We start from the raw sequence: 13,597 nt of genomic DNA, 5'->3' as shown, positions 1-13,597 counted from the left end.
ATGTGGTGATTCGACAAATTTCACAACGAAACAAAGATTTTTGTTATTTCCAGGGAAATGATGTCGGATAATAGCGGAAGATTTCCTTCGAATCTTGAAGGCTTTTTTTATATTGAGGTAATAATTGAGACAACTTCTTAATAAAACTTCTTGTAAAGGCAGGTGTGATTGATGGGTGAAAAAATAATCGAGGTAAAGGGACTCCGCACCTCTTTTTTTACGGATGAGGGGGAAATACCAGCAGTTGACGACGTAGATTTTCATATAAGTGAGGGAGAAATTTTAGGAGTAGTCGGAGAATCTGGGTGCGGAAAGAGCGTCACGTCTTTATCAATAATGGGACTAGTTCCTACTCCTCCTGGAAAAATTGTCGGTGGCGAGATTGTTTTTAATGGTGAAAATCTCGTTCATTTTTCTGAGAAAAAGATGCGTCAAATCAGAGGGAATGACATTGCAATGATTTTTCAGGAGCCCATGACATCATTAAATCCTCTATTTACGATTGGCGACCAGTTGATAGAGGGAATCAAGATTCATATGAAATGGGACAAGAAAAAATCATGTGCTAGGGCAATTGAAATCATGAAACGAGTCGGTCTCCCACGCGCGGAAGAATTAATGAATGATTACCCACATCAGCTATCAGGTGGCATGCGGCAAAGAGTGATGATTGCAATGGCGATGGCTTGTAACCCAAAACTATTAATCGCAGATGAGCCAACAACTGCATTAGATGTAACCATTCAATTACAAATTTTAAAGCTGATGAAGGAATTGAATATTGAAATGAATACAGCCATCATGCTGATCACCCATGATTTAGGTGTCGTTGCCCAAATTTGTGAACGTGTTGTTGTCATGTATGCCGGAAAGATTGTGGAAGAAGGGAAAGTCTCGTCCATTTTTAAAAATCCAAAGCATCCATATACGAAAGGCCTATTAAAATCAGTACCTGATATCCGCAATAAAAATGAGCGGCTTTATTCGATTCCTGGGAATGTGCCCAAGCCGGGTTCGGTTACAAAAGGTTGTCGGTTTGCGGAACGCTGTGAGTTTGCGTTTGAACGCTGCTTTTCAGAAAACCCTGAGCTTTACGATGTTGACGAGAAGGGCCATCGTGTTCGCTGCTTTTTACAAATTGGAGGGGAGGAAAGCTATCATGACACAGCCTTTACTACAAGTCCATAATTTAAAAAAGTATTTTCCGATTAACGGTGGCGTGTTTGGTAAAAAGGTAGGAGATGTAAAGGCGGTTGACGGACTTTCCTTTTTTGTGAATAAGGGTGAAACACTTGGAATCGTTGGAGAAAGTGGTTGTGGAAAGTCCACAACAGGAAGACTGATTTTACGGCTTTTGGAACCAACGGAAGGCCAGGTTTTTTTTAACGAGAAGGATGTTACAAATCTATCAATGTCGGCAATGAGAAAGCTAAGGCGGGACATGCAAATCATTTTTCAGGATCCCTACGCTTCCCTTAATCCAAGGCATACAGTCGAAAAAATACTAGAGGAACCTTTGATTGTTCATGGAATTGGCGATAAAAAGGAAAGAAAACGTAAGGTACAAGAAATGTTAGAGGTTGTCGGCTTAAGTAGTTATCATGCAAAGCGATATCCGCATCAATTTAGTGGAGGTCAGCGTCAACGCATTGGTATTGCAAAGGCATTAATGACCAATCCATCCTTAATTATTGCAGACGAGCCAGTTTCTGCACTGGACGTATCGATTCAATCACAGGTGCTAAACCTGATGGAGGATTTGCAAGAGAAATATGGGCTGACCTATATATTTATTGCACATGATTTAGGGGTAGTGCGGCATATAAGTGATAGAGTGGGCGTTATGTATTTAGGAAGAATCATAGAATTGACAGATAGCGAGAAGCTTTATAACAAGCCTCTTCATCCATATACGGAAGCGTTGCTAGAAGCTGTGCCCATTCCAGATCCGGATTATAAAAAAGAGACAGTGGGCATCACCGGGGAGATTCCAAGCCCATCTAATCCGCCTGCAGGATGTGCGTTTCATACAAGATGTCGGAGCTGTATGGAGATTTGCAAAACGACACGCCCAGAGTTTAAAGAGGTAGAAGAAGGTCATTTTGTTGCCTGTCATCTCTATTAAGACTGGCCACATTCATGATAAAAAAATGCAATAAGGGGGAATTTCATTGTTTAAGAGGAAAGGCATACTGTTCTCACTATTATTCTTACTTCTGTTATCTACAGCTTTAGTAGGCTGTAGTGGAGGTAGTGAAAAAGGAAATGAAAGTCCGAATGAGGGGGAAAAGCCGACAGGAGAAACACCATCAGCAGAAGTCCAAACCGAGCTTGTATTCGGGCGTGGTGGAGATTCTGTGTCTTTAGACCCGATTTCGACGACAGAAGGGGAAACCTTTAAGGTCACGGTGAATATCTTTGAAACTTTAATTAACTATGGAGAGCAAGATACAACATTACAACCTGGATTGGCAACTGATTGGACACCTTCTGAAGATGGCCTCGAATATACGTTGAAGCTACGTGAAGGTGTAAAATTCCATGATGGTACCGATTTTAATGCAGACGCAGTGGTTAAGAACTTCGAGCGCTGGATGAATGGGGATGCGGATCAATTCCCATACTACACCATGTTTGGAGGATTTAAAGGGGATGAAGGCCATGTGATTAAAGAAGTAATTGCCGAAGACGAATTTACTGTCAAATTCACATTATATCGTCCACAAGCACCTTTTTTAAAGAACTTAGCCATGTCACCATTTGGGATAGCAAGCCCGGCTGCACTTGAGCAATTTGGCGATAATTTTATGAAGAACCCAGTAGGGACTGGGCCTTTCAAATTTGTAGAATGGAAAGAAAATGACAGAATTACGATAGAAAAGAATCCTGATTATTGGATGGAAGGCTATCCGAAGCTAGATAAAGTTATTTTTAGATCAATCCCTGAAAACTCTGCACGCTTAAATGCATTGCTTGCCGGTGAAATTGATTTAATGGACGGAGTGAACCCGTCTGACCTTGAACAAATTCAAGGAAATCCAGATCTACAAACATTTGAGCGACCATCTATGAACATTGGATACCTAGGATTTACAGTTACTCGCCCACCATTTGATAACAAGCTCGTTCGTCAGGCGTTGAACCATGCAATTGACAAAGAGGGCATTATTACGGCATTTTATGGTGGACTTGCAGAGCCTGCAAAAAATCCGCTTCCACCAGCGCTAGAAGGCTACAATGATGACATTGAGCCATATCCATATGATTTAGATAAGGCGAAGGAATTATTAGCTGAAGCAGGCTACGCGGACGGATTTGAAATGGATCTATGGGCAATGCCGGTACCACGTCCTTATATGCCTGATGGAATGAAGGTAGCAGAGGTTATCCAATCCAGCTTTGCTGAAATTGGCGTTAAAGCAGAAATAAAATCTGTCGACTGGGGGACATATCTAGAGCAAGCAGCTAAAGGTGAATTCGATGCCTATATGCTAGGTTGGACAGGGGATAATGGTGACCCAGATAACTTTATTTATACTTTATTAGATAAGGACAGTATTGGAAGCAATAACTATTCCTATTACAGTAATGACGAGCTTCACGGTATTTTGATTGAAGCGCAATCAAATCCTGATCAAGAGAAACGTAATGTATTATACAAAAAAGCACAAGAAATCATCCATGAGGATTCACCATGGGCACCGCTTGTTCACTCAACACCATTGTTGGCAGGAAAGAAAAATTTAAAGGGATTACTCCCACACCCAACTGGTTCTGATATTTTAACGAAGGTTGAGTTTGAATAGGATTTGAGACTTGTTAAAGGGGAGTTTCGTTGCTCCCCTTTAACGTCTAATTTAAAAGAGGTGATAATCTTGTTCACATATACACTACGAAGAATCGGATTGGTCGTTCCAGTATTGATCGGCATGACACTCGTTGTCTTTTCAATCATTCACCTAATCCCGGGAAATCCAGCACAAATCATGCTTGGTCAGCGTGCTACCGCAGAGTCCATCGCGGCCCTTACAACAAAGCTTGGTCTCGATCAACCGTTATATATTCAATATTTCGAGTATATTAAGGGGCTGTTGACTGGAGATTTAGGGGAATCAATCCGGACCAAGACGGCAATTAGTGAAGAGATTTGGCCGTATTTAGCAGCCACAATCGAGTTAACCATTGTTGCGATGATTATTGCAATTGTAATAGGAGTTAACGCAGGCATCATAAGCGCATGGTTTCAAAATTCATGGTTTGATTACATTGCAATGGTCCTTGCCTTAATCGGTGTATCCATGCCCATTTTTTGGTTAGGTTTAATGGAGCAATGGGCATTTGCATTGCAACTAGATTTGCTGCCAACGACGGGCAGAGAAAACGTAAGGGACCCAGTTGAGTCGGTCACAAGCCTCTATTTAATTGATACATTAATAAATGGAAGAACTGACCAATTTGTAACGGTTTTAAAGCATCTAGTTCTCCCAAGCATCGCGCTAGCAACTATTCCAATGGCAATAATCGCACGGATTACTCGTTCAAGTATGCTTGAAGTGATGCGTTCAGACTTTGTACGAACAGCACGTGCAAAGGGAGTGAAAATGTTTTGGGTCGTGTACAAGCACTCCTTGAAAAATGCAGTTATCCCAGTTTTAACGGTCATCGGTTTGCAAACTGGTTTATTGCTTGGAGGAGCAATCCTAACAGAAACCATTTTTGGCTGGCCTGGAATTGGACGATATATTTATGAAGCTATCAATTACCGCGACTATCCTGTCATTCAGTCTGGAATTTTAGTGGTTGCCACCTTCTTTGTTTTTATCAATTTAATCGTAGACCTTTTATATGCGGTTATCGATCCGCGAATTAAATATCGCTAAAAATAGGGAAGGGGTGATTAGATGGCAGAGTTTGCACAAACTGATTTATCATTGAAAAAAAGTGATGGAGCTGTATCACCATGGAAGGAAGCGTGGCGAAGCTTTCGAAAAAATAAATTAGCCCTTGTCGGGACTTGTATTGTTTTCTTATTTATCATTTTAGCCATTTTTGCACCGCTTATCGCCCCACAAGGAATTGATGAAAAAAATCTCGCGAATCGACTCCAGCCTCCATCAAGTGATCATTGGCTTGGAACGGATGATTTCGGAAGAGATATCTTATCAAGAATCATCTATGGGGCTAGAATTTCATTGCGTGTTGGCTTTTTTGCCGTAATGGGCTCAGCCATTGTTGGAAGCTTGCTTGGCATTCTAGCGGGATATTACGGTCGATGGGTAGATAACGTAATCAGTCGCGTGTTTGATATTTTACTAGCATTCCCAAGTATTTTACTCGCACTTGCGATTGTTGCAATTCTTGGACCATCTCTAAGAAATGCGTTGATTGCGATTGCAATCATCAATGTACCAAACTTCGGAAGGCTGATTCGTTCTAGAGTGTTAAGTGTCAAGGAAGAGGAATATATAACCGCGGCCCGGGGTGTTGGGATGAAGGACCGGAGAATTTTATTTCATCATATTTTGCCAAATAGTATGGCACCCATTATCGTCCAGGCGTCACTGGCAATTGCTACAGCTATCATCGAAGCCGCTGCACTTGGTTTTCTAGGGATGGGAGCACAACCACCAAATCCCGAATGGGGGAAGATGCTTGCAGATTCAAAGAATTACTTAACGCAAGCTCCATGGACGATGATTTTTCCGGGAATTGCCATCATGCTGACAGTGCTTGGATTTAATTTAATGGGGGACGGACTGCGTGATGCACTTGACCCAAAAATGAAACAATAAAAAACAGCTAACTCGTGTTAGCTGTTTTTTTTACTCTTTATTTGCCTCATCCACGATTACTTCGTTATGGAAGCTTTGGAAACTTTCAACTAATGTATCAAGACGCTCAAGCTGTTCTGAGTACTCAAGGATAGCTGAAACAAGTGTCATTAAATGATACCAATTTTCTTGGCTTTCTTCGTCCTCTGGATTTTGGTGTTCAATCAGAGTATCGATTACTTTTTTTCGATCAAATATAAAATCCTGCATTAATTCCTCAGGTGCTTGAACCTTCACCTTGCCTACAAACTTTAATAAAATCTGTTCATGGGAATGAACGAGGTCATCTATTTCTTTAACAAATAATTGCTGAAATGGAATCGGCATGTCTTGAAGCTCATTTTCATGTCTGTGCAATTTTTTTAGCATATCCAATGCACGATTTGTACAAGTAATCATTTGTCTAAATAAGACAAGCTTTCTGGACTTTTCATATTCTACCTTTTTAAAATAATTCCGTTCCTCTTTATATAGGAGGAATAACTGATCAATCTGAATGATGTTTTCTTTAATTTTTTCGATATCATCTTTTAACGTGTTGTACTCAGAAGCATGTCTTGTACTGATCCGCACCCATTTAAAGATTTCCTCACATTGCAAAACGATTGCATCATATAGCTTCTTCTCATATTTTGGTGGGAGAAAAATGAGGTTTACCAAAAATGCGGATAAAATCCCCAATAAGATGGCTAGAAATCGAAGGCTTGCAAACTCCATAAACTGCTCACTGGGACTTTCCATAATCGCGATTACAGTCACAATTGCGACAGGAATCGTTTTTTCCATCTTAAACCTTAAGTTAATCGCGATGACAAGAACAACAGTAAGTCCAATAATAAATGCGTTATTGCCAAAATACAGTCCAAATAAAACGGCAAAAAACGCTCCAATCACATTTGCCTGAATTTGTTCAATTACAGTTAAATAGGAACGATATATCGAAGGCTGAATCGCAAAAACAGCAGCAATTCCAGCAAACACCGGCGAAGGCAATTGTAAAAGCTTCGCAATCATTAACGCGAGAGTAATGGCAATTCCCGTTTTTAGCATGCGGGCACCAAATTTCATTGTTTCGAATCCTTTCTATAAAAAAGCTGTTATATTATATTTAGCTTTTTCTCCATAATCTAAACCAATACAGTATCATACAATGATTTTATGCGTATAGCAAGGGAAACATGTCCTAATTGAAATGTGCATAATGGCAAGAAGGAAATACCTGATTTGTATTTGAAGACGCAAATTGGGCCGGCGATGCAAAGATTTGGCTGGTAGCGCAAATATTGGGCAGACGACGCAAAAAATGAAAAGTTGGTGCAAATATTCTGGCCGAGGCGTAAATCCCCCTTGTAAAGCGCAAATATAAAAAATAAAGCGCAATTCCCACTCCCTAAAGCGCATTTCCTCATCTTCAGTGCCAGAAAGCAAAAAAAACCTGCCGCACGGGCAGGTTCTAACTAATTATAGATTCTTAAACGCATATTCAACGGCTCTAAGTGTCTCCACAATATCTTCTTCAGTATGAGCAATCGTGAGGAACCATGCTTCATATTTGGATGGGGCAAGATTGATGCCTTGGCTTAGCATTAATTTGAAGAATCGCCCAAACATTTCTCCGTCGGTATTCTCAGCTTGCTCGTAGTTTTCGATCTTTTCATCTGTAAAGAAAACAGTTAATGCCCCTTTTAATCGGTTAATCGTAATTGGCACATTATAGGTAGAGGCATGCTTTAGAATTCCTTCTTCAAGCACAGCACCTAATTGATCTAATTTTTCATACAAGCCTTCCTCTTGAAGTACTTCTAGACATGCAATTCCTGATAGCATCGATGCAGGGTTTCCTGCCATTGTTCCAGCTTGGTAAGCTGGACCAAGCGGGGCAACCTGTTCCATAATTTCCTTTTTACCACCGTACGCACCGATTGGAAGCCCGCCGCCGATGATTTTTCCTAGTGCTGTTAAGTCAGGTGTGATTCCTAGTAGATTTTGAGCACCGCCATACATAAAGCGGAAAGCTGTAATGACTTCATCAAAAATAACGAGTGCACCAGCTTCATGAGAAAGCTCAAGTACTTGCTCTAAAAAGCCCTCCTTCGGTTCCACGATTCCGAAGTTCCCAACGATTGGTTCAACAAGAACACCCGCGATTTCCTGTCCCCATTTTTCAAGAGCTTCTTTAAAAGGCTCGATATCGTTGAATGGAACTGTGATCACTTCCTGTGCAATGCTCTTTGGAACGCCAGCAGAATCGGGAGTTCCAAGTGTTGAAGGACCTGAGCCAGCCGCGACAAGCACAAGGTCGGAATGGCCGTGATAGCAACCAGCAAATTTAATAATCTTCGTTCTATTGGTATAGGCGCGTGCGACACGAATCGTCGTCATAACCGCTTCAGTTCCAGAGTTTACAAAGCGAACTTTATCCATGCCAGGCATAGCTTCTTTTAGCATTTTTGCAAACTTCACTTCATGTGGTGTTGGAGTACCATATAACACGCCGGTTTCAGCAGCTTTTGTAATCGCCTCAGTAATATGTGGGTGAGCATGGCCGGTAATGATTGGGCCATATGCTGCGAGATAATCTATGTATTTATTTCCGTCAACATCCCAAAAATAAGCACCTTTTGCACGTTCCATCGCCACTGGTGCACCACCGCCAACCGCTTTGTATGAGCGAGATGGACTATTTACACCTCCAACGATATGCTCCAATGCTTCACTATATAGTTCTTCTGATTTTGAATGATTCATTATTTTGTTCCTCCTAGCTTTCAATCAACGATTCTATTTTATCACTAAATCTGATAGGAACAAATCCGGTTTATTTGTATATCAATTCAAAATTATGTACCCTATTATTAATAGGAAAATACAGGAGGTAATTATGATGACAATCGAAATTGGACAAAAAGCACCTGAATTTACGGCAACAGTTAGCAATGGAGATACCGTTTCTTTAGCAGATTTTAAAGGGAAAAATGTAGTTCTTTATTTTTATCCAAAAGATATGACACCAGGATGTACAACAGAGGCTTGTGATTTCAGGGACGCACACGAAAGCTTTAGTGGGCTCGATACGGTGATACTTGGAGTTAGCACGGATTCACTTGAACGTCATAAAAAATTCATTGATAAATATGATCTTCCGTTTCTATTAGTAGTAGATGAAGATCACGAAGTCGCGGAACAATATGGAGTCTGGAAGCTTAAGAAGAACTTTGGTAAGGAGTACATGGGAATTGAGCGTTCAACCTTCATTATTGATAAGGAAGGGAACCTCGTAAAAGAATGGCGCAAAGTATCTGTTAAAGGACATGTTGAAGAGGCCCTTACTTACATAAAAGAAAACTTGTGAAGAATTTGTGAAATAAAAAGACAGGTGCGGTCCGAAACCTCACCGGGGTATCCGATGAAAACAAGTGGGGACAGTACTTTGAAAGGGCTACGGGTGGTGTTGTTGAAACCACTCGTATTCCTATTTGTAGGTTGATTTTACAATATTCTTTACTTATAATGAAGTTATTAGTAATGATAATCGTTTTCATTTGTCATGAATGAAAGGGAAGTATAATTTCCTATTCATTGAAATTTCACTTTATCATACTAAGAATACACACAATGAGGATTTACAAATGAGACTATGGATGTTAATAATCGCTGCCATTGTTCTCTCCTTCGTATCGCTATTTATTGGAGCTATTAATATCACACCAATCGATTTACTAAATTGGGAATCAGATGAGACACAGATTTTCTTGATTAGTCGTGTTCCTCGTTTAATGTCGATCATTTTAGCGGGTGCAGGGATGAGTATTGCAGGATTAATTATGCAAAGCTTAAGTAGAAATAAATTCGTATCACCTACAACTGCGGGTACTCTAGATGCCGCAAAGCTAGGGATCTTAATTTCAATGCTATTCTTTACAAATGTAACCTATACACAACAGATTATTTTTAGCTTCGCATTTGCATTAGTGGGTACACTTATTTTCATGCAAATTTTAGATAAAATTAAATTTAAGGATGCCATTTTCGTTCCGTTAATTGGAATTATGTACGGAAATATATTGTCATCGATCGCGACTTTTTTTGCATATGAGGCAGACCTGATTCAAAACATTTCATCCTGGTTAATGGGAAGCTTCACATTGGTTATCGCAGGACGCTATGAACTTTTATATGTAGCGATTCCAGCTGTTATACTAGCGTATATATTTGCGAATAAATTTACTGTTGCTGGTATGGGTGAGGATTTTGCGAAAAACCTTGGATTAAGCTATAAAGTTGTTTTAAATATAGGGCTAATCCTTGTAGCGATTATTTCAACAACTGTTGTATTGACGGTTGGAGTCATACCTTTCTTAGGATTAATTGTACCGAATATCGTATCGCTTTATTTAGGGGATAATTTACGAAAGACGATTCCACACACAGCTGCTCTTGGTGTTGTGTTCCTATTAATCTGTGATATTTTAGGTAGAATCATTGTTCATCCTTACGAAATTCCGGTTAATGTAACTGTAGCAGTAATCGGCAGTGCAATCTTCTTAATCATGTTGTTTAGGGGGAGAGCATATGCGAAATAGTACAAAACTGATAATCCTCGCCGTTATTGCAATCATTTGTGTTTTACTATATGGATTTTATGATTTAAAAGGTGGATTTGATTATGCCTTCCCGAAACGGATGACTCGAGTTACGGCAATGGTTGTAACAGGAATCGCGATCGCTTATTCGACCGTCGTGTTCCAAACGATTACACAGAACCGTATCTTAACTCCATCTATGATGGGATTGGACTCCATGTATGAGGTTGTCCAAACATTAATCTATTTCTTTGCAGGTTCAATGTCTATTTGGGTGTTAAATAAGTATTTAAACTTTGGTGCAGCTATCATTGCCATGGTATTATTTGCACTTATCCTGTACCGATTCCTATTCCGGTCAGACAAACATCCGATCTATTTACTACTATTGATTGGGATGATTATCGGAACACTTTTAGGAAGCCTTGTCACATTTTTACAGGTTATGATCGATCCAGTCGAATATTTAAGTCTACAAAGTCGCTTATTTGCTACCTTTACAAACGTAAAGGCAGAGCTTTTATATATTGCAATTGGAATTTTACTCATTGCTTTTATTTACGGCTACCTCATTATGGATAAGTTAGATGTCATGTCACTTGGCCGTGAAAATGCGATGAACCTAGGTGTAAATTATGATCGAATGGTCATGAACGTTTTAATTTTATCATCGGTGTTAATTGCGACTTCAACTGCATTAGTTGGTCCGATTACATTTTTCGGTTTAATCGTAGCAAACCTTGCGTATCAATTTTTAGTCACCTATAAACATTCGATTTTAATTCTCGGGGCAAGCTTAATGAGTGTCATTGCCCTTGTTGGTGGTCAGTTCCTCGTTGAACATATTTTTGAATTACGTACCACATTAAGCGTCATTATTAACTTTATTGGTGGTATCTATTTCATTTTCTTACTATTAAAAGAAAGTAGGTCAGCACGATGATTGAAATCAAAGGATTATCGAAGTATTTTGGGAAAAAGCCTGTTGTTGAAGATGTGTCTATCACCATTGAGCCGGGCACAATTACATCGTTTATCGGTCCGAATGGTGCAGGTAAATCCACGCTTCTGTCTATGGTAAGTCGATTATTAGATGCTGATACTGGGGAAGTATTACTTGATAAAAATAATGTGAAAAAGTGGAAGTCATCTGCGTTCGCAAAACGTGTTTCGATTCTTAAACAATCGAACTACTTAAATGTTCGTTTAACGATCCGTGAGCTTGTTGCATTTGGGCGCTATCCTTATTCTAAGGGTCGCCTATCAGATGAAGATGAAAAATTCATTAATCAAGCACTGGAATATATGAATTTAACGGATATTGAGGATCAATTTTTAGATGAGCTATCAGGTGGACAAAGACAACGTGCCTTTATAGCGATGGTTATTGCACAGGATACTGACTATGTGCTGCTTGATGAGCCATTAAATAACCTGGATATGAAGCACTCCGTTCAAATAATGAAGATTTTGCGCAAGCTTGTGGATGAGCTTGGCAAAACTGTTGTGATTGTCCTGCATGATATAAATTTTGCATCTGTGTATTCAGATCGAATTGTTGCATTGAAAAACGGCAAGCTTGTCAAAAATGGACCTACACATGAAATTATAAATTCAGAGGCTTTACGTGAAATCTACGATATGGATATTCCAATTCAAGAACAAAATGGCTGTCGGATTTGCGTTTACTTCAATTCACATGCATAAGACCTAGGGGATTAAGTCTCTAGGTCTTTTTTTAATAAAGAGGGTAAGATACTCATAATGTGTAAAATAATTGTTTTTTTTGTATTGACGGAAGGTAGTTATGACTCTATAATGAGAATAGTTATCAATGAAAATGATTCTCATTTCTAATGAGAAATAATACATATCGTCTAAAGGAGAGGACACAGATGAAAAAATGGAAATTAGCTAGTGCAGCTTTAGCTTTGTCGTTAGCGCTTACTGCTTGTGCGAATGACGATGGTGCTTCAACTGAAAAGGCAAATGATACAGATGTAGCAGGAGAACAAGCAACAAATCAAGCAGCAGGGCAATACCCAATGACGGTTTCTCCAACGCTTGTATCAGCTGAAAGTGAAGAAGCGGGAACTGTTAGTTTTAAAGATGTAGAATTTAAAGCTATGCCAGAAAAAATTGTTGTTTTTGATTATGGTTTCTTAGATACATTAGATGCACTTGGTGTGAAAGGTGTAGTAGGGGTTCCTCAAGATTCCAGCTTACCAGAAAGTCTTAAAGACTATGCTAGCGATGACTACGTAAATGTAGGAACTTTAAAAGAACCATTACTTGAAGACATTGCAGAAATTGGTCCAGATGCGATTTTCATTTCTAATCGTCTAGCACCATACTATGAAGAGTTACAAGAAATCGCACCTGTTGTATTTGTTGGAACATCTCAGGATGACTACTGGAACACATTCCTAGCTTCTGTAGATGTAGCTGCGAAAATGTTTGATAAAGAAGCGGAAGCTGATGAATACAAAGCAAAAATTGATTCAGCTTTAGCAGAAGTGAAGGCTTTATCTGGTAACTTTGAAAGTTCATTAGTTACCATGTACAATGAAGGAAAATTATCAGGTTTCGCAACAAATTCTCGCTTCGGATATATTTATGATATTTACGGCTTCAAGCCAGTAACCGATGATATCGCTTCATCTTCTCACGGATCTAATTTTGGATTTGAAGCATTACTAGAATACAACCCAGATGTGCTGTTTGTAATTGACCGTACAGCAGCAGTGGGCGGTCAATCCAATATCAGCAAAGACATGGAAAATAAAATCATTCAAAAAACAAAAGCTTATCAAAACAAGCGTATCGTGTATCTTGACGGTGTCCTTTGGTACCTAAGCGGTGGCGGCTTACAATCTGAGCTTGCAAAAATTGAAGAAATTTTAGCCGAATTAAAATAAGGTTGGAATATGAAGGCTGTCCGGAAAGTCAGTGAAAACTGGTTTTCTGGGCGGCTTTTTTTGGTTTGCAATGGAGGTTGGGGAATGGGGCACAAGATATAGAGATTTATGATGAAAGATTTTCTAGTAATGTACAAAAGTTCGGTCATATTTTGCACATATGTTAATAGTTCTTACAGAAATATCCAAAATCCATAGTATTAAGTGTGTTTATACCATTAGTTTTTACAGAAATATCCAGTTCTGATGGTAAAAAGAGTCTTTA

At 39.4% G+C, this 13,597-nt stretch carries 12 protein-coding genes; 10 read left to right on the top strand and 2 right to left on the bottom strand.

Features of this window, described 5'->3' with window-relative positions:
- Positions 1 to 171: 171 nt before the first annotated feature.
- The 5 genes from V7112_RS21075 to nikC all read left to right on the top strand — a co-directional run bounded on the left by V7112_RS21075 (position 172) and on the right by nikC (position 5,792).
- Positions 172 to 1,188 (top strand): ABC transporter ATP-binding protein, encoded by a 1,017-nt coding sequence (locus V7112_RS21075; RefSeq protein WP_335423466.1) that lies wholly within the window; start codon positions 172 to 174, stop codon positions 1,186 to 1,188.
- Positions 1,160 to 2,125 (top strand): ABC transporter ATP-binding protein, encoded by a 966-nt coding sequence (locus V7112_RS21070; RefSeq protein WP_335423464.1) that lies wholly within the window; start codon positions 1,160 to 1,162, stop codon positions 2,123 to 2,125. Before V7112_RS21075 ends, V7112_RS21070 begins: the two co-directional genes overlap by 29 nt.
- A gap of 46 nt (positions 2,126 to 2,171) precedes the next feature.
- Entirely contained in the window at positions 2,172 to 3,806 is a 1,635-nt protein-coding gene (locus V7112_RS21065; protein WP_335423462.1) for an ABC transporter substrate-binding protein, read from the top strand.
- A 69-nt stretch (positions 3,807 to 3,875) separates the two neighbouring features.
- On the top strand, positions 3,876 to 4,880 hold the full coding sequence (locus V7112_RS21060; protein ID WP_335423460.1) for an ABC transporter permease: 1,005 nt from the start codon (positions 3,876 to 3,878) through the stop codon (positions 4,878 to 4,880).
- 21 nt (positions 4,881 to 4,901) lie between these two features.
- A complete protein-coding gene (gene nikC / locus V7112_RS21055; RefSeq protein WP_335423457.1) occupies positions 4,902 to 5,792 on the top strand; it encodes a nickel transporter permease in 891 nt (296 codons plus the stop codon).
- A 30-nt stretch (positions 5,793 to 5,822) separates the two neighbouring features.
- Here the strand turns inward: nikC and V7112_RS21050 are convergent, their stop codons facing one another.
- Positions 5,823 to 6,899, bottom strand: coding sequence for an FUSC family protein (locus tag V7112_RS21050; RefSeq protein ID WP_335423455.1), 1,077 nt, complete (start codon positions 6,897 to 6,899; stop codon positions 5,823 to 5,825).
- A 393-nt stretch (positions 6,900 to 7,292) separates the two neighbouring features.
- On the bottom strand, positions 7,293 to 8,579 hold the full coding sequence (locus tag V7112_RS21045; protein WP_335423454.1) for a glutamate-1-semialdehyde 2,1-aminomutase: 1,287 nt from the start codon (positions 8,577 to 8,579) through the stop codon (positions 7,293 to 7,295).
- Positions 8,580 to 8,715: 136 nt separating this feature from the next.
- Here V7112_RS21045 and bcp point away from each other — a divergent pair, with 136 nt between their 5' ends.
- The 5 genes from bcp (at position 8,716) to V7112_RS21020 (ending at position 13,332) form a co-directional block, all read left to right on the top strand.
- Entirely contained in the window at positions 8,716 to 9,183 is a 468-nt protein-coding gene (gene bcp, locus V7112_RS21040; RefSeq protein WP_335423452.1) for a thioredoxin-dependent thiol peroxidase, read from the top strand.
- Positions 9,184 to 9,460: 277 nt separating this feature from the next.
- Positions 9,461 to 10,414 carry an ABC transporter permease gene (locus tag V7112_RS21035; protein ID WP_335423450.1) on the top strand — a complete coding sequence of 318 codons (954 nt, stop codon included), beginning with the start codon at positions 9,461 to 9,463 and terminating at the stop codon, positions 10,412 to 10,414.
- Entirely contained in the window at positions 10,404 to 11,357 is a 954-nt protein-coding gene (locus tag V7112_RS21030; protein ID WP_335423448.1) for an iron chelate uptake ABC transporter family permease subunit, read from the top strand. Before V7112_RS21035 ends, V7112_RS21030 begins: the two co-directional genes overlap by 11 nt.
- On the top strand, positions 11,354 to 12,121 hold the full coding sequence (locus tag V7112_RS21025; RefSeq protein WP_335423446.1) for an iron ABC transporter ATP-binding protein: 768 nt from the start codon (positions 11,354 to 11,356) through the stop codon (positions 12,119 to 12,121). Before V7112_RS21030 ends, V7112_RS21025 begins: the two co-directional genes overlap by 4 nt.
- Positions 12,122 to 12,309: 188 nt before the next feature.
- The gene (locus V7112_RS21020; protein WP_335423444.1) at positions 12,310 to 13,332 is read left to right on the top strand and encodes a siderophore ABC transporter substrate-binding protein; all 1,023 of its coding nucleotides are present in this window, start codon (positions 12,310 to 12,312) and stop codon (positions 13,330 to 13,332) included.
- Positions 13,333 to 13,597 lie beyond the last annotated feature (265 nt).

Source organism: Bacillus sp. JJ1566 (genome assembly GCF_036962685.1).
Classification (GTDB): domain Bacteria; phylum Bacillota; class Bacilli; order Bacillales; family Bacillaceae_L; genus Ferdinandcohnia.
The sequence above is the reverse complement of the archived record's forward strand: the minus strand, read 5'-3'. Positions and strand labels throughout refer to the sequence as shown.